20 protein-coding genes are annotated in these 15680 nt (G+C 62.2%); 4 read left to right on the forward strand and 16 right to left on the reverse strand.

The window, feature by feature from the left end; genetic code table 11:
• Positions 1 to 56: 56 nt before the first annotated feature.
• The 9 genes from OGV19_RS07070 to OGV19_RS07110 all read right to left on the reverse strand — a co-directional run bounded on the left by OGV19_RS07070 (position 57) and on the right by OGV19_RS07110 (position 7629).
• Positions 57 to 926 (reverse strand): metal ABC transporter substrate-binding protein, encoded by an 870-nt coding sequence (locus tag OGV19_RS07070; RefSeq protein WP_264312717.1) that lies wholly within the window; start codon positions 924 to 926, stop codon positions 57 to 59.
• Positions 923 to 1822 (reverse strand): metal ABC transporter permease, encoded by a 900-nt coding sequence (locus tag OGV19_RS07075; protein WP_264312718.1) that lies wholly within the window; start codon positions 1820 to 1822, stop codon positions 923 to 925. The genes OGV19_RS07070 and OGV19_RS07075 overlap by 4 nt, the downstream gene beginning before the upstream one ends.
• Positions 1822 to 2568 carry a metal ABC transporter ATP-binding protein gene (locus OGV19_RS07080; RefSeq protein WP_264312719.1) on the reverse strand — a complete coding sequence of 249 codons (747 nt, stop codon included), beginning with the start codon at positions 2566 to 2568 and terminating at the stop codon, positions 1822 to 1824. The genes OGV19_RS07075 and OGV19_RS07080 overlap by 1 nt, the downstream gene beginning before the upstream one ends.
• A complete protein-coding gene (locus OGV19_RS07085; protein WP_264312720.1) occupies positions 2565 to 3467 on the reverse strand; it encodes a metal ABC transporter substrate-binding protein in 903 nt (300 codons plus the stop codon). The genes OGV19_RS07080 and OGV19_RS07085 overlap by 4 nt, the downstream gene beginning before the upstream one ends.
• 16 nt (positions 3468 to 3483) lie before the next feature.
• Positions 3484 to 4053 (reverse strand): DUF6162 family protein, encoded by a 570-nt coding sequence (locus tag OGV19_RS07090; RefSeq protein WP_264313903.1) that lies wholly within the window; start codon positions 4051 to 4053, stop codon positions 3484 to 3486.
• Positions 4054 to 4082: 29 nt separating this feature from the next.
• Positions 4083 to 4400, reverse strand: a complete 318-nt coding sequence (locus OGV19_RS07095) for a hypothetical protein (protein ID WP_264312721.1) — start codon at positions 4398 to 4400, stop codon at positions 4083 to 4085.
• Entirely contained in the window at positions 4397 to 4936 is a 540-nt protein-coding gene (locus OGV19_RS07100; protein WP_264312722.1) for a PA2404 family protein, read from the reverse strand. Before OGV19_RS07100 ends, OGV19_RS07095 begins: the two co-directional genes overlap by 4 nt.
• Entirely contained in the window at positions 4933 to 6126 is a 1194-nt protein-coding gene (locus OGV19_RS07105) for a PepSY-associated TM helix domain-containing protein (protein WP_264312723.1), read from the reverse strand. Before OGV19_RS07105 ends, OGV19_RS07100 begins: the two co-directional genes overlap by 4 nt.
• A gap of 168 nt (positions 6127 to 6294) precedes the next feature.
• Complete coding sequence (locus OGV19_RS07110) at positions 6295 to 7629, reverse strand: lysine N(6)-hydroxylase/L-ornithine N(5)-oxygenase family protein (protein WP_264312724.1); 1335 nt, start codon at positions 7627 to 7629, stop codon at positions 6295 to 6297.
• A 197-nt stretch (positions 7630 to 7826) separates the two neighbouring features.
• Here OGV19_RS07110 and OGV19_RS07115 point away from each other — a divergent pair, with 197 nt between their 5' ends.
• A complete protein-coding gene (locus OGV19_RS07115) occupies positions 7827 to 8282 on the forward strand; it encodes a hypothetical protein (protein WP_264312725.1) in 456 nt (151 codons plus the stop codon).
• A gap of 59 nt (positions 8283 to 8341) precedes the next feature.
• On the opposite strand, the gene pbpG is transcribed toward OGV19_RS07115, so the two are convergent.
• The 3 genes from pbpG to OGV19_RS07130 form a co-directional block, all read right to left on the reverse strand.
• Entirely contained in the window at positions 8342 to 9268 is a 927-nt protein-coding gene (pbpG, locus tag OGV19_RS07120; protein ID WP_264312726.1) for a D-alanyl-D-alanine endopeptidase, read from the reverse strand.
• A 241-nt stretch (positions 9269 to 9509) separates the two neighbouring features.
• Positions 9510 to 9692 (reverse strand): hypothetical protein, encoded by a 183-nt coding sequence (locus tag OGV19_RS07125; RefSeq protein WP_264312727.1) that lies wholly within the window; start codon positions 9690 to 9692, stop codon positions 9510 to 9512.
• 94 nt (positions 9693 to 9786) lie between these two features.
• Positions 9787 to 10134 carry a hypothetical protein gene (locus tag OGV19_RS07130; protein ID WP_264312728.1) on the reverse strand — a complete coding sequence of 116 codons (348 nt, stop codon included), beginning with the start codon at positions 10132 to 10134 and terminating at the stop codon, positions 9787 to 9789.
• A gap of 163 nt (positions 10135 to 10297) precedes the next feature.
• Between OGV19_RS07130 and OGV19_RS07135 the strand changes: the two genes are divergently transcribed.
• Complete coding sequence (locus OGV19_RS07135; RefSeq protein WP_264312729.1) at positions 10298 to 11119, forward strand: shikimate 5-dehydrogenase; 822 nt, start codon at positions 10298 to 10300, stop codon at positions 11117 to 11119.
• 83 nt (positions 11120 to 11202) lie between these two features.
• Here the strand turns inward: OGV19_RS07135 and OGV19_RS07140 are convergent, their stop codons facing one another.
• The 3 genes from OGV19_RS07140 to OGV19_RS07150 all read right to left on the reverse strand — a co-directional run bounded on the left by OGV19_RS07140 (position 11203) and on the right by OGV19_RS07150 (position 12649).
• Complete coding sequence (locus tag OGV19_RS07140; protein ID WP_264312730.1) at positions 11203 to 11445, reverse strand: hypothetical protein; 243 nt, start codon at positions 11443 to 11445, stop codon at positions 11203 to 11205.
• Positions 11446 to 11540: 95 nt separating this feature from the next.
• The gene (gene gloA, locus OGV19_RS07145) at positions 11541 to 12068 is read right to left on the reverse strand and encodes a lactoylglutathione lyase (RefSeq protein ID WP_264312731.1); all 528 of its coding nucleotides are present in this window, start codon (positions 12066 to 12068) and stop codon (positions 11541 to 11543) included.
• 221 nt (positions 12069 to 12289) lie between these two features.
• Complete coding sequence (locus OGV19_RS07150; protein ID WP_264313904.1) at positions 12290 to 12649, reverse strand: histone-like nucleoid-structuring protein, MvaT/MvaU family; 360 nt, start codon at positions 12647 to 12649, stop codon at positions 12290 to 12292.
• A gap of 360 nt (positions 12650 to 13009) precedes the next feature.
• On the opposite strand from OGV19_RS07150, the gene OGV19_RS07155 reads away from it, so the two are divergent.
• Both OGV19_RS07155 and cobF read left to right on the forward strand, forming a co-directional pair.
• Positions 13010 to 14299 carry an OprD family porin gene (locus OGV19_RS07155; RefSeq protein WP_264312732.1) on the forward strand — a complete coding sequence of 430 codons (1290 nt, stop codon included), beginning with the start codon at positions 13010 to 13012 and terminating at the stop codon, positions 14297 to 14299.
• A 67-nt stretch (positions 14300 to 14366) separates the two neighbouring features.
• Positions 14367 to 15116, forward strand: coding sequence for a precorrin-6A synthase (deacetylating) (gene cobF, locus OGV19_RS07160; protein ID WP_264312733.1), 750 nt, complete (start codon positions 14367 to 14369; stop codon positions 15114 to 15116).
• 132 nt (positions 15117 to 15248) lie between these two features.
• On the opposite strand, the gene OGV19_RS07165 is transcribed toward cobF, so the two are convergent.
• Positions 15249 to 15599: a response regulator gene (locus tag OGV19_RS07165; protein ID WP_264312734.1), complete on the reverse strand. Its 351-nt coding sequence runs from the start codon at positions 15597 to 15599 to the stop codon at positions 15249 to 15251.
• Positions 15600 to 15680 lie beyond the last annotated feature (81 nt).

A 15680-nucleotide genomic window follows, 5' to 3' on the forward strand; every position in this document is an offset into this window, starting at 1 on the left:
AGCCCACACAACTGTGGGAGCGGGCTTGCCCCGCGAAAGGGCCGGTACAGACAGCATCAGCTTTCGCTCAATGCCCCAACCACCTGCTCAACACTGGCCTTCAACCCGGCCACCGCATCATCGGCATCGCTGTCCACCACCAGCAACTTCGCCCCGGCGGCCTTGATCACCTCAGCCACCGCCGGCTCCGGCTGGCGATGGTCCAGCACCAGCGCCACGTCCTGGCTTTTCAGGTTTTCCTCCAGCGCCTTGAGCGCCGCCGCATCCCATTTGCCCTCGGCCGGTAGCGCCTGCTCCACCACATCCAGGTTCAACCCGCTGGTCAGGTAGCCCAAGCGCTCGGACAGGCTGACCACCGTCAGGTTGTCGGACTTGGCCAGCTGGGTCTGGCTGTTGGCCGTCAACTCCAGCAACTGGCGCTTAAGGCCCGCGAGGTTCCCTTGGATCTTCGCCTTGTCAGCCGGCGATAACCGCTCCAGGTCATTGGCGACCACATCGGCCATACGCCCAAGGTTGGTCGGGTTCAGCCATGGGTAGGCACCGTAGGCGTCGTCACCGGTCACCGCAATCCCTGGCAAGGCACCGTCCACCGGCCGCGCCGCATCAATTTCAACGATGCGGATATTGCTGCGCCGGGCCATCGGGTAAAGCGGGTCGTCTCGCCAGATCGAACGCACGCCGATCACGGCGTCGGCCTGTTGCGCGGCTTTTTCCAGGGTCGCTGCGCCGCGCCCGCTGAAGTAGGACGGCTGGCGGCTGGCCGGCAGGTTGGCGGGTGCTGCGCGCTTGAGCTGTACCGAGGTGCCGTCGAGCAGGGCCGTGGCCAGGCTGTGGGTGACGGGCAGGGTGGTCAGCACTTGTGTGGCAAAAGAGAGCGAGGGCAGGCCCGCCAGGGCCAGTGCCAAGGTCAGCTGTTTCAGGTTCATGCCGGGTTTCCTTGCAGGCGTGGAACGAGGGCGCGGGCCAGCGCGGCCAGGGCGAAGCAGATACCGGCGACCAGGATGATCGCAGCGCCAGAGGGCACCGGCAGGTCGCAGACAATCGGCAGCAGAATGCCCAGCAGGGTGCTTAGCGTAGCGATCAGCACCGATATGAAGAAAAAGCCCTTGAGCGACTGGCTGACCAAGCGTGCGGCGGCAGCCGGTATCACCAGCAGCGCACCGACCAGGATGGCCCCGATCACCTTTACCGAGGCCACGGTGACCAAGGTCACCAGCACCACGAACAGGTAGTCCAGGGTCTTCACCGCCACCCCGCGTACGGCCGCCAGCTGCGGGTTGAAACTGGCCAGCATGATGCGGTTGTACAGCGGCAAGGCCAGCGCCAGCACCAGTACCGCGACAACACCCAGCACCACCAGGTCCTGGGCGCTGACGGTCAGCACCGAGCCGAACAGCACGTTTTCCAGGATGTGCACGTTGATCTTGCCCGCCAGCATCAGCAGCAGGCTTGCACCCAGGGCCAGGGACACAGACAGGAACACGCCGATCAGCGTATCCGGCGACAGCCCGGTGCGGTTACGCAGGAAGTTGAGCAGGATGCCGAACAGCAGGCAGTAGCCAAACAGGCTGCCATAGGGGCCGGTATACGGCTCGCCCAGCAGGATGCCGATGGCAACCCCGGTGAGCGCGGCATGGCCAACGGCCTCGGAGAAGAAGGCAAAGCGCTTGACCACCACCAGGGTGCCCAGGCCGCCCAGTACCGGGCCGATCATCAGCCCGGCCAGCAGGGCATTGACCACGAAACCGTAGGCCAGTGCCTCGGGCAGGTAGCCGGCGTTGGCCCATTGCTGGACCAGTTGGCGGAATGCTTCAAAGCTCATCAGGCAAGGCTCTCGCTGCGCGGGTGAACGGAGAACAGGCTGAGCAGACGCTCAGGGGTCAGGGCCTGTGCGGGTGGGGCGTCGAACAGCACCTGACGGCTCAGGCCCGTGACCCGGTCGGCCAGGCGCAACACGGCTTGCAGGTCGTGCTCGATCCACAGCACGGTGGTGCCGGACTGACGCCAGCCCTGCAGCAGTTGTTCGAACACCTGGATGCCCGCTTCATCGAGCGCTGACATGGGTTCATCCAGCACCAGCAGTTGCGGCTCGGGAATCAAACCTTGGGCCAGCAGCACCCGCTGGCGTTCGCCGCCAGACAGCGCGCCCATGCGCCGTTTGCGCTTGTCGAGCATGCCGACCCGGGCCAGCGCGGCATCGATAGCCGGTTGCACGCGGCGCGACAGCCCGAGAAAGGCGGGCCGGCGCTGGCACATGGCGGCCATGAAGTCGTCCACGGTCATCGGCAGGCCACGGTCGAACTCCAGGGCCTGGGGCACGTAGCCGATCACTTCATGGGCGCTCGGCCAGTGCAGGGTCAGTTGGCCCTGGTGCGGCATCTGCCCGAGCAGGGTCTTGATCAGCGAGCTCTTGCCGCCGCCGTTGGGGCCTACAATCGCATGCACGCTGCCGGCGGTCACGCTGAAGGTGACCTGTTCGAGAATGCGGGTACGGCCCAGTGTCAGGTCGATGCCGGCGAACTCGATGCGTGGCCCGTTGCACGCATCGAGGTGAGCGGCGGCGGTCATGCGCGGTTCTCCTGGATGGCGCGGACCACGGTGTCGAGGTTGCGCTTCATCTCCACTTCGTACTTCTCCTTGGTGTAGTCGCCGTAGGAAATGTGTGTCAGCGGGTACAGGCGCACGCCAGACTCGCGCTGAATGGTCTCGACATAGGCGGACGGGAAGTCCATTTCCGAGAAGATCACCTTCACGTCCAGCGCCTTGAGCTGGTCGATGGTCTTTTTCAGCTGGGCCGGGCTGGGCTCGATGCCGTGGGCCGGCTCGACCACTGCGGTAACCTCCAGGCCGAAGTCACGCACCAGGTAGTCGTAGGCCGCATGGATGGTCGCGACGCGGAAGGTGGCGCTGGGGGCTTCGGTGACCTTGGCCAGGGCTTCGGCACGCAGGGCGCGCAGGCGTTTGGCGTAGGCGCGGGCGTTTTGCGTGTAGAGCTTGGCGTTGTCCGGGTCGAGCTTGCCCAGTTCCCGGGCAATGTTGTTGACCTGGGCAATGGTGGTGCTGATCGACAGGAAGGTGTGCGGGTTGACCACCTTGCCGGCGCCCCGGGCGGCGATACCGGTGGCCGCCAGCAATGGCACGTTCTGGTTGGCCTCGATGGTGTGGATGCCAGGCTTCTCGCTGGCGGCGATCATGCGGTCGGCGAAATCGTCATGGCCGACGCCGTTGAGTACCACCACGTCCAGCGTGCCAATGCGCTTGATGTCTTCCGCCCGCGGCTCGTAGGCATGCGGGTTGAAGCCCGCCGGAATCAGCGGCACCACTTCGGCCTTGTCGCCGACGATGTTGCTCACGTAGCTGTAGTACGGGTGCAGGGTAATGCCGATGCGCAATGGCTTGCCGTTATCGGCCAGGGCCAGTGCCGGCAGGGCGATGGCCAGGAGCAGGGCGAGGGCGGAGCGGAACATGGGGGAGTCCTTGGGTTCAGTGACGGTGTTCGCGGGTGACCCCGGCGTCGTAGTGGCTGACCACCTGCTGCCAGCCGGCGGCGATCAGGGCAGCGTGGCCCAGGTCGTCCGGGGTGACGGCGGCGCTGTCGCGACGTAGCCAGACATCCGCCTGGCCACTGCTGTCGCCAGGCAAAATCAGCAACAGGCTGCCTGCCACCTGTGGGGCTTGGCTGCGGCCCAGATAGGCGCCTATTGCCAGCCACGACCACTGGTGGCCACCGCGGCTCTGGCTGCCCGCATCGACCACGAAGGGTGGCAGGCCTTCGTCGGCCAGGGTTTGCACGCTGGGCACGGCGGCGTTTTCTTCACGCAGCAGTTGGATCTCGTCGAAGGCCACCCGCAAATCGGTGTACAGGCCCTGCTCGGCGGCGGTGAGGTCGCGGCGGGCGTCGATCTGGTGGCTGGCGATGGTCTGCTCGTCCTCGCGTTCGCCACGCAGCATCACCACCGTGGCGGCAAGCACCACGATCAGCAGGCTGGTCAGCAGCACGTACAGGGTTTCGTGCCCGGCGCCGGCCGGGCGTACCACTTGGGTGCGGCTTATGGTTGGGCTGTTCATTGCTGGGCTCTTCATTACTGGCCAATGTCGGCGTAGTCGACTTCGACAACGTGCCCAGGGCCTGCATCGAACAGTACGTAGAACTCACCGTCGGGGCGCTTGAAGGTGAGGGTCGAGTCATCGCCCAGCTTGCCGCCGACCAGCACCTGCTCGTCGTAGCCGATCACATCCAGGGTCACCCCCGGGGCGCCGCTGCCGTCCGAAAAGCCGCCAGTGCATTTGACCTGGCCGTTGGCGACCTCTTCGCATTCGCACATCGGGTTGTGCGCCAGGGCGGGGCCGGCGACCAATACCAGCAAGGGCAGGGCGAGCCTGCGCATCAGGTGTTTCATTTCTTGCCTCCTTGTTTCGCGAGCCAGGCCACGGTGGCGGGCGATGCCTTGGCCAGGGGGACCGAAGCCTGGTGCATGCTGCCGTCCCAGCCTTCGAGGGTGATCCAGATGTGTGCATCAGGCTGGGTGCGTGGCGGTATCGGCAGGTTGGTGCCCATGCGATACGGCGCACCGAAGAAAATGGTGCCGGCGGCGCGCAGGCTGCGCGGCTTGCCGATGCGCAGGTAGACAGCCTTGACGTCGTTGATGCAGGCCTTGCACAGCGAGGCGTTGAACGACTTGAAGTGGCCAGCCGGGCCGTCGGCGCGTGGCGCCTCGTCGCGCAGTTCGGCCAGATCCAGGCTGTAGGGGCCGACCTGGATGTCGCTGATCGCGTTCACGCCAAGCCCGGCGTCGCCGCGAAACAGCCTGGCGTCGGCGAAGTACTTGGGCATGAAGCCAAGCGGGATGAGGATCAGCAGAATGTTCAGGTGAAAACGCCATTTCAGCCACAGCTGCTTGAGTGGGCTGGCGGGCAGGGTCTGGGCCTGGCTCATGGGTGGATCTCCACGGTGGTTTCGCGGCTGGCCGCGCGTGGCGCACGCTCGCTGCGCTTGAGGGCGGCGGCGGTCGCCTGGGCGGTGCGTTTGGTCCAGATCAGCAGGCCGCTGAATACCATCAAGGTGAGGATCAGGCCGAAGAAGAACCAGATCAGCTTGATCGCCAGGCCGCCAAAGTCGCCGGTGTGCAAGGGGCGCATGGACTCGGTGACAAACTCCAGGGTGGAGCGGTCGCTAAGCAGGAACTGGCTGTCGACCTTGCTGGTGTACGGGTTGACCGAAGCGGTCTGGAACATCAGCGGATACCAGCCGCGCCCACCCATTTCGACATGGCTGTAGGCCGTGGAGGGCAGCGAAATGAAGGCGATCTCAAGGCCCGGGATCGCCAACCCGGCAATGCGCGCGGCCTCGTCGATGTCGATACGCGGGGCCGGGCTGCCGTCTACCGTTTGCGGCACTTCTTCACGGGCGATCACCGGCACGATCGGTTCGGTGGAGATGCTGATATTGTTGTCGGACAGGATGGCCTGGATCAGGAACCAGGTGCCGGTAATGGAAATGACCGCGATGAACCAGATCGACCAGACCCCGGCCAGGCGGTGCAGGTCACCCCAGAAAATACGCGAGCCATGGCCGGTGCGTACTGGCTTGAAAAAGCCTTTCCAGAACTTCTTGTACACCACAAGGCCTGTGACCAGCGAAGCCAGCATTGGCAGGCCGAGAATAGAGACCAGGTACCAGCCCCAGCTGAAGCCACTGGTGAAGGGCACCAGCCACCAGCCATGCAAGGCACGGGTGAAGGCTTCGAAGTTGAAGTCCGGGCTCTTGCCCTGGATCGCCCCGGTGTAAGGGTTGACGTAGAGCGTCGGGGTGGTGCCGTCGGGGAAGGTGACGCCGGCGTTGAGGGCAAAGTGCGACCCGTCGGGCTGCCTCAACGAATGCACGATCATGTCGGGTTCGGCCTTGTGCAGGGCATCAAGCACTTGCTGGTAGCTCAGGCGTTCGGCATCGCCGTCCGGCTTGCTGGCGCGCACGTCCGGGTTGGCCAGCCAGACGATCTCCTGGCTGACCACGGCGAGCATGCCGGTAAAGCAGACGATCAGCACAAAGAACCAGATCGGTAGGGCGAGCCAGCTGTGGACCAGGAACCACAACTTGGATTTGGATTTTTTCGGTGATTTGGCCATCTGATCGTCTTCTGAAATGGGTGGTCGAGCTTATGCCCAACCAAGAGGGCTGCACCTATAAAGACGAATGAGAATGGAAATCCTGCCGTTTTAAATGCAAGCAAATGTTTCAGAATGCGCAAGCCGGCCTGCGCGCGAGGCGTCAGGCCGGCTGGTAGAGGCGGGCAATCAGGCGCGGGTCAAGGCCACGGCCGGCTGCGGGCGGCCGTTCAGGCGCGACAGGTCCTGGTACAGCGACTGGCCGATTTCGGCGGCGCGGGCGGGCAGCACCGAGAGCAAGGTATCGCTCAGGCCGTGGCTGTTCTCGCAGAAGCCTTGCAGGTAAACCGACGCCTGCAGGTCTGGGCTGGCCAGTACCCGGTAGTTGCGATCGACGCTGAAGTCGTCCAGGTAGCCTGCCAGCGGTGCCAGCAGGTCGCGGTGCGAGCGGCGCTCGTAGCCGGTGGCCAGGATCACCGCATCGTAGCGGTGGGTCTGCTGCTGGCCGGTAGCGAGGTCGCGCAGGGTCAGTTCGAGGCCTTCGCGGGTGGCCACCACCGCTTCCACCTGGCGTCGGCACAGGACGTTATGGCGGAACTGGTGCGCAACCTTCTGGCGATAAAGGATGCCGTAGATGCGCTCGATCAGGTTCAGATCGACCACCGAATAGTTGGTGTTGTGGTACTCGCCCAACAGCTTGCTGCGTTGATCGGCCGGCTCGTTGTAGACCAGGTCGGTGTAGCCCGGGGAGAAGATCTCGTTGACGAACGGGCTGTCGTCGGCCGGTTTGAGTGCCGAACCGCGCAGGATCATGTCGACCTTGACCGATGGGTAGCTGTCGTTGAGGTCGATGAATGCCTCGGCGGCGCTCTGACCAGAGCCGATCACCGCGATGCGCATCGGCTTGCCTTCGGTGCAGGGCAGCTTGTTCAGGCTGCTCAGGTATTGGGAGTGGTGGAAGACGCGCGGGTCATCCTTGAAAGCGCCGAACTTTTCCGGGATTTTCGGCGTGCCGCCGCTGCCGACCACCACCGAGCGGGTGCGACGGCTGTATTCGCGGCCTTGCTGATCGCGCGAGACCAAGCGCAGGTGCTCGACCCGGCCGGCGCTCACTTCCGGCTCGATGCGCACCACCTCCTCGCCATACACCGCCTGGGTGGCGAAGTGTTCGGCGGCCCAGCGCAGGTAGTCGTTGTACTCCAGGCGGCAGGGGTAGAAGGTGCCGAGGTTGATGAAGTCGGCCAGGCGCTGCTTCTGGTGCAGGTAATTGACGAAGCTGTAAGGGCTGGTCGGGTTGCGCAGGGAGACCAGGTCCTTGAGGAACGAAATCTGCAGCTCGCTCTGGGTGGCCAGGGTTTCGCCGTGCCAGCGGTAGTCTTTCTGCTTGTCGATGAACAGCGCGTCCAGGGCGTGGCCCTGGGACTGTGCGAGCTCTTCCAGGGCGATGGCCAAGGCCAGGTTGGAAGGACCGAAGCCCACGCCGATCAGATCTTTGATTGTTTCCTGGTTTGAGGACTGGCTCATGGCTGCGATTCCCTGAATGGTCGAATGTGGACGCCCGCCGGGGCTCCGGCTCCTGCGCAAGTACATGTGTTGGAACGAGCCAAGCGGGGGGGAATTTACTGGTAGGGGTAGCGGGTTTTGTCGCCGCTGGTTAAAGAACTGCGGCAGGCGGCCGATAGGGGGTCAAGGCAGGGACTCACCTAAGGCAGGGAATCGGCATGACAGCAATATCTTTGAGCAACCTACATATCAATGGTGTGTCCGCCCAGGCGCTGAGCGCCACGGCAGCCGCTGAGCGCGAGCAGGCAAAACAGGCCGAGCAAAGCGAGAAAGGCGGGCCGGTGAGCATCAGCGGCGATACCTTTAAGGTTGGCGGTGGAGGCCAGGCGCAGCCCGCGCAGGGTGGCGAGAGCAGCGGCGAGTCGGCGGCTGTCCAGCAGTTGCGCGAAATGATCAAAGAGCTGCAAAAGCAGCTGGCTGAAGAGCAGAAACAGCTGGCGGCTGTGATGGCGACGAAGATGGATGAGACAACCAAGGCTGCAGCGGTGAGCGCCAAGCAGGCGAGCATCGCCGCGCTTACCGGGCAAATCATGCAAGCGACTGCGCAGTTGCTCACAGCGTTGCAAGAAAGCGGTGGCAGCAGTGCGGGCGGGATGGTCAGTACCCAGGCCTAGCTGACCGGCGCTGTTTATTGACATAGGAGCAGCACAAGGCTGCTCCTACAAGCGCTGGCTTACTCGGCCGCCAGGCGCCCCTTGATCTGCCGGTCAGCCTTGTACTGCATGGCCACCGCCGGCGCCGGTTTGGCTGCCCCGGTTTCCAGCCACTGGCGCATGCGGCTGGCATCGGCGAAGTGGGTGTATTTGCCGAAGGCATCGAGGATCACCATGGCCACCGGGCGGTTGTCCATGCGGGTCAACAGCACCAGGCAATGGCCAGCCTCATTGGTGAAACCGGTCTTGGTCAGTTTGATGTCCCAGTTGCTCTTGTTCACCAGGTGGTCGGTGTTACGGAAGCCCAAGGTGTAGTTGGGTTTGCGGAAGGCCACAGTCTTCTCACGCGTGGTCGACAGCTCGCTCAGCATCGGATACTTGCGCGACGCCATCAGCAGTTTGGACAGGTCGCGGGCGGAAGAGACGTTTTGCGTCGAGAGGCCAGTCGGCTCGACATAGCGGGTGTGCGCCATGCCCAGGCTGCGGGCCTTGGCGTTCATGGCCTTGATGAACGCCGGGTAACCGCCTGGGTAGTGGTTGGCCAAGGTGTTGGCCGCACGGTTCTCCGAAGACATCAAGGTGATCAGCAACGTCTCGCGGCGGTCCAGCTGGCTGCCCAGACGCACGCGCGAATACACGCCTTTCATCTCCGGGTTGTTGGCGATGGTCATGGTGAGCATTTCATTCATCGGCAACTTGGCGTCCAGTACCACCATCGCTGTCATCAGTTTGGTGACCGATGCAATGGGTACCACGCGGTCGGCGTGGCTGGAATACAGCTCCTGATTGGTGTTCAGGTCGATCAACAGCGCGCTGCCGGAGGCCAGGTGCAGTTTGGCCGGGTCGCGTTGCACCTGGGCCGGGGGTTGTGCAGCAGCAGTCGACGGGAGGGTCGCGGTACCTGTGAGCAACAGCAGCAGGCTGAGGATGGACAGGGATGTTTTCACGTTGAGGCTCACTAAAGGTTGGTATGTCGTTGGCTGTGCAAGGGTTTTCCCCCAAAAAACCGCTGCATTCTGGAGTATGGCTTAACAGCTGTCGATTGCTTGTTTAACCGACCTGTCGAAATGAAAAAAGCTTCATGCTGGATCGGTTCTCCAAGACCCACTCGTCGGATTGTGCGGACAAAAAAGACCCGCCAAACGGCGGGCCAGAAGGGGCGTAGGGAGCAACGCACAACAAATACGGTCAAGCGACCAGGGTATCTGGCTGCAACTGATCGGCCAGGGCCTGGGCCGAGGCGCGAGTCATCAGTGGGCCGCTTACGGCTTCACCGTTGCGCATCAGGTACCAGCACGCCAGCAGGCCCTGCTGACGCAGTGAAGGGGGGACGGCGCTGCCGACAACGGACATGATCTGGAAAGTGGCCATGGGGACCTCCTGTGAAACATGGCTCTACCTTACGCAGCAGCCTCAGCGGTTTGAAATCAATGTGCTCGATAGTGCTCATTAGTTTTATCAACGATCACCAGCGTGGCGGGCCGTAATACACCGGGGGCGGGCCGTAGTAGGTGCGATACCCTGGGGGTGGCGGGGCCGGCGCGTAATAGGGCTGGTAATACACCGGTGCGGGTGGCGGTTGCACATAGACCGGTGGTGGCGCGTAGTAGACGGGCTGACGCTCCACATAGACGGTGCGATCGCGCCCGCCATAAACCGTTGCCCCCACGACGGCACCCACGACCGCCGCGCCAAACAGCGGGCCTGGGCCATACCAGCCTCCGCCACCACCATGGCCACCATGGGCAGCAGCTTGTCCGCTGATGGCCAGGGCACCGACCAGCAGGGCGATTACGGGAATGTGACGGTTCATGAAAACGTCCTCGCAAGGCAGCCCCTCAGGTGGGGTCCTAATTACTATGACCGTTGTCTCTGTCAGCTGAGCACAGGGGAATGGTAAAGGTTGTGTAAGGGACGACCAGTGGTGGTGTCTGTTACGCTGCATAAACGGTTCAGTTCTGAAAACGGAGCAGGTTATGTCGACAACTCCCAGCAAAGACACGGTGCTGTGCATTTCTCTGGCCGGGCGGCCCGGTACCTTCGGCGTGCGTTTCCACAACCACCTCTACCAGCAGTTGGGCCTGGACTTCTATTACAAGGCCATGAGCACTGACGATCTGCCCGCGGCGGTGGCAGGCATTCGTGCCTTGGGTATTCGCGGGTGTGGGGTGTCGATGCCTTACAAGGAGGCCTGCATGGCCCTGGTCGACGAGGTTGACTCGTCCGCTGCGGCAATCGAGTCGGTCAACACGCTGGTCAATACCGCTGGCCATCTGAAGGCGTACAACACCGATTACCTGGCCGTGCGCCAATTGCTGGAACAGCATCGGGTGGCCCCGGCCACCGCCTTTGCCCTGCGCGGCAGTGGCGGCATGGCCAAGGCGGTTGCCAGCGCCTTGCGTGACGCGGGGTTCACCCAGGGCATGATCGTGGCGCGCAATGAGCAGGCGGGGCGGCAATTGGCGGATGTCTGTGGTTATCGGTGGGTGGCCGAGCTCGGTGAGCTGTGCCCGCCGATGCTGGTGAACGTGACGCCGATCGGCATGGCGGGAGGGCCAGAGGCCAACGTGCTGGCGTTTTCCGAACACGCCATCGCAGCAGCCGAGCGGGTAATCGATGTGGTGGCGATGCCGGCGCAGACGCCGTTGATTCGCCGCGCGCAGGCATTGGGCAAACCCGTAATCACGGGCCTGGAGGTGATTGCGTTGCAGGCGTTGGAACAGTTCGTGCTGTATACCGGCGTGCGGCCGACGCGGGGGCAGGTGGAGGCTGCGGTGGCTTATGCCCGGGATGTCTAGGTCGTCTTTACTGGCCTCTTCGCGGGGACCCCACTGCCCCTAGAAGCCGTGGGGTACACGCAAAAGCCTAGTGCTGATGGAAATCAGAACGCCTTGTGGCCCTTGTCCAGTTGTTCATCCACCAGCGCACGGCCATGGGCCAGCGACACGTGCTGGGCGTTCTCAAGGTCTGAGAAAAATGTCATCGGCATCGAGATACGCTTGCTGGTATGCCCTTCAGGATCGGTGATCAGGCACCCGGCGGCATAGGGCAGGGGGGAGTCGGGGTGGGGCATCACGCTGGCGGTGATCGTGTACTTGCGGTGTTCACAGTAAAGAGATTGCATCGTCCTTACCTCGCTGTGCTTATGAAACCGTTACTTTCATATACCACAGCAAGGGGCCGGGAGTTCCCGGCCCGACGAGCGCATAGCGTTGAGCTTCAGCCTTTGAGTTCGGTCGGCTGAATCACTTCGACCCAGTAACCGTCCGGGTCCTTGATGAAGGCCAGGTGATTCATGCGTCCATCCGCCAGGCGTTTCTGGAAGGGGACGTCGAGTGCTTCGAAGCGCGCGCAGGCTTCGCGCACGTCCGGTACCGAAATGCAGATATGGCCGAAACCACGCGGGTCGGTGTTGCCATTGTGGTAGGCAAAATCGGCGTCGTTTTCGGTGCCGTGGTTGTGGGTCAGCTCCAGTACACCTGGGATCGACTTCATCCACTGGTGACGCTCGGCATCATCGGCAGGAATCTGCGCCGGGTCGACCAGGGCCAGGAAGTACAGGCTGAAGGCGGCTTGCGGGAAGTCGCGCTTGTCTACCAGGCGAAAACCCAGCACGCGGGTGTAGAAGTCCAGCGACTTCTCGATGTCCTTGACCCGCAGCATGGTGTGGTTGAAAACGAATGTGGAGGTGGCGGCATCCGGCTGCGCGGTGACGCCAGGCAGGGTTTGCAGATCGTGCAGGCTCATGGGAACTCCTGAGACGGGGCCGGGCGCGAGGCGCCGGCGAAACGGACAGGCTGGCCATGATACGGCAGTGAAGCGATTGCGCAAATGAAAGCGCCCTGCACGAGGCAGGGCGCTTGAATAGAGGCCCGCATGTGCGGGCGCGTGGGGTCGCTAGTCCTTTAGCTGTCTCGATACTGAGCCAGCGCTTGTGAAAAAAGTGTGAAGCCCATGTGGACGTTTCATCAGCGTACCCAACTTTCTACCGTGGCGGGGCCGTACTCTTCTTTCCAGGCCTTCAGCCCACGATGGTTGCCGCCTTTGGTTTCGATCAGTTCGCCGGTGTGTGGGTTTTCGTAAACCTTGACCACGCGCGGGCGCCGCTGTTGTTTGGGGGCTGTGCTGGTGGCACGGGTTGCAGCCTTGGGATCGAGGATGGCGATGATATCGCGCAGACCCTTGTCATAGCTTTTCATCAGGCCGACTAGTTTCTGCTCGAATTCGATTTCGCGTTTCAGGCCGGCATCCTTTTTCAGCGCTTCCAGTTGAGCCATTTGTTCCTGAAGCGCTTTTTCGGCAGCACGAAACTCTGCAAGTCTGGACACTGTAATCACTCCTGTACGTCTTTCGTGGCAGGGCGTGACGAACATTGAAGTAGAACAAAACGCCGGCCACGGGGGTGGGTTCCGCTGTTCGCTGATATCGAGTGTAGTCATTCGTTGCTACTGGGTAAACTGCAAACTTTTTATAAGTAAGCGCGGAACTTTACGCGTTTTTCGGGCGGTATTTTTTAGCGATTGCGAAGGCCGTGGCGTCTCGGTCTAGACCAAGGTCCAATAGCCCGTTGTAGAGCCTTTGCGCGATCATTTCAGATGATGCTTGGCCACTGTTCGAGCGTGTCGCAGTACCGCAGCAGGTGATTGCTGCAGGTTGTTTTTTGCCTTTCTTTCTGGATATTTCCACGCATGTTTGCCCCCCTTCCTCACGCCCTTGGGCGCCGTGTTGCCGGCTTGTTCCTTTTGTCTGCCGGCGTCAATGCCCAGGCCGCCGGTTTTCTTGAAGACAGCAGCGCCAAGGTCGAGGCGCGCACTGTCTACTTCAACCGGGACTTTCGTGATGGCCACAGCAGTTCCAGCCAGGGCGCATCCAAGCGCGAAGAGTGGGCGCAAGGCTTCATCCTCAATGTGCAGTCCGGGTTTACCCAGGGGCCAGTAGGGTTTGGTGTGGATGCCCTGGGCATGTTTGGCGTCAAGCTCGACTCCAGCCCGGCGGACAGTAACAGCGGCTTGCTGCCTTCTTCTGGCCATGACCCGCGGCACTCGGCCGATCAGTACGCAAAGATGGGCCTGGCGGCGAAGGTCAAGGTGTCCAACACCGTGCTCAAATATGGATCGATGATGCCCGATGTACCGTTGTTGAAATACAACGATGGCCGCCTGTTGCCGACGATGTTTCATGGCGCCATGCTCACGTCCGAAGAAGTGCGTGACCTGAAGTTCACCCTGGCCCGCCTGAACAAGTACACCGCGCGTGATTCCACCGATCGCCAGGACATTCGCGTGCACTGCAAGAACAAGCGCTATGCCTGCGACATCGAAGCCGACCACTTTGACTTGGCAGGCCTCGATTACCGCTTCAACGACCGTGTCAGCGGCCAGTACCAGGTGGCCAAGCTGGAAAACATCTATCGCCAGCATTTCCTCGGCCTGGTGGCCAGCCAGCCGCTGACGGTGGGCAGCCTGTCGGCTGACTTGCGCCTGATCAAGAGTGATGACATCGGCAATGCCCGTGCCGGTGAAATCGACCACCGCGCCTTTAGCGGCATGCTCGGTTACAGCCTGGGTGGCCACAAGGTCAGCGCCGGCTGGCAGCGCATGTATGGCGACAGTGCCATGCCTTACTTGGATGGCAGCAACCCGTACCTGGTCAACTACGCTCAGGTCAACGACTTCGCCGCCGCCCAAGAGCGTTCCTGGCAAGTGCGCTATGACTATGACTTCAAGGCACTGGGTGTGCCCGGCCTGACCTTCTTCACCCGTTACATCAATGGCGACCATATCAAGGTCCCGGGCAGCACGGCCGAAGGTAAGGAATGGGAGCGCGACACCGAGTTCAAGTACCAGGTGCAAAGTGGCACCTTCAAGGATGTTAGCGTGCGTTTGCGTAACTCCACCTATCGCAGCAACTATGAGAAGTGGGCGCGTGACATGGACGAGACCCGGGTCATTGTTAGTTACAACTTCTCCCTCTTATAGCGGGTGGCTTTGCCAAACAGTGGTGGCTGGTCGACAATGACCACCGGTAGCGGCAAAGGGCAGGGCAATGAAAGACCTGTTGTTGATTGGCATCGGCCCGGGTGATCCGCGTCAGATCACTTACGAAGCGGTCGAGGCGCTACGCCGCGCCAGCGTGTTCTTCGTGCTCGACAAGGGCATGGAGAAGGACGAACTGGTGCGCTTGCGCAAGATGATTCTCGAACGCTATCGACCCGAAGGCGGCTACCGGCTGGTGCAGGTGGCTGACCCTTCCCGGGATGGCCAGGCGGTGGATTATGTGGGCGCGGTTCAGGACTGGCACCGGCAGCGCTCCGCACTTTATGCCTACATGATCGAGGATGAGATGGGTGTCGGCGATATTGGCGCCTTTCTGTTGTGGGGCGAACCTGGCCTGTACGACAGCACTTTGCGCGTCCTCGACCTTGTCCGCGCAGGCGGCCTGGCATTGCGCCTGGAGGTGATTCCCGGCATCAGCAGTGTGCAGGCCCTGGCGGCTCGTCATCAGGTGCCGCTCAACCGTATCGGCGAGCCACTGACCGTGCTGCCGGGGCGACGCCTGGCCGGGCAGGGCCGCATCGACAACGTGGTGGTGATGCTTGACGGGCAGTGCGCGTTTGCCCAGCTCGATGACCCGGCGTTGATGATTTACTGGGGTGCGTACCTGGGCACCGAGGATGAGGTACTGATTGCTGGGCCGTTGCAGGCGGTGAAGGCACAGATCCTAGAAGTGCGTGAGCGTGAGCGGTTGCGCAAGGGGTGGATCATGGATACCTACCTGTTGCGCAGGGAGCTGTAGTTGGGCGGAACGTGTACTGGCCACTTCGCGGGCAAGCCCGCTCCCACAGGAACTCCACAAATCTTGGGGTTGCGCTGTCATGCAGAGAACAGTGTGGGAGCGGGCTTGCCCGCGAAAGGCGCCACACTGATATCAGGCCTTACCTAATACCTCGGTCATCTTGTTGCGTAACTGTTCGATGCTAAATGGCTTGCCAATCAGGTGCATGCCATCTGGCACACTGACATTCTCGGCATAGCCACTGGCAAACAGCACCGGCAGCAGCGGACGGAGTTCGCGTGCGCGTTGCGCCAGCTCTTCGCCGCGCATGTCGGGCAGGCCTACATCTGTCATCATCAGCGCCAAGCTCTGCGACGCGTCTTCGAGCACCCGCAGTGCTGCGCCGGCGTCTTCTGCCTCGATCACCTTGTAGCCCAACTCGTCGAGCACTTCGACCATCAGCATGCGTACGATGTCGTCGTCTTCGACTACCAGAAGATACATGGTTCGGATCCTGTGAAAATGAATGTCTTTATTCTGTACGCCCGTCGACGGCAGAAGTTCCCGAGGATACCGATCCTTGCA

Origin of the sequence: Pseudomonas putida (genome assembly GCF_025905425.1) — a bacterium.
In the GTDB taxonomy this organism is placed as follows: Bacteria; Pseudomonadota; Gammaproteobacteria; order Pseudomonadales; family Pseudomonadaceae; genus Aquipseudomonas; species Aquipseudomonas putida_AF.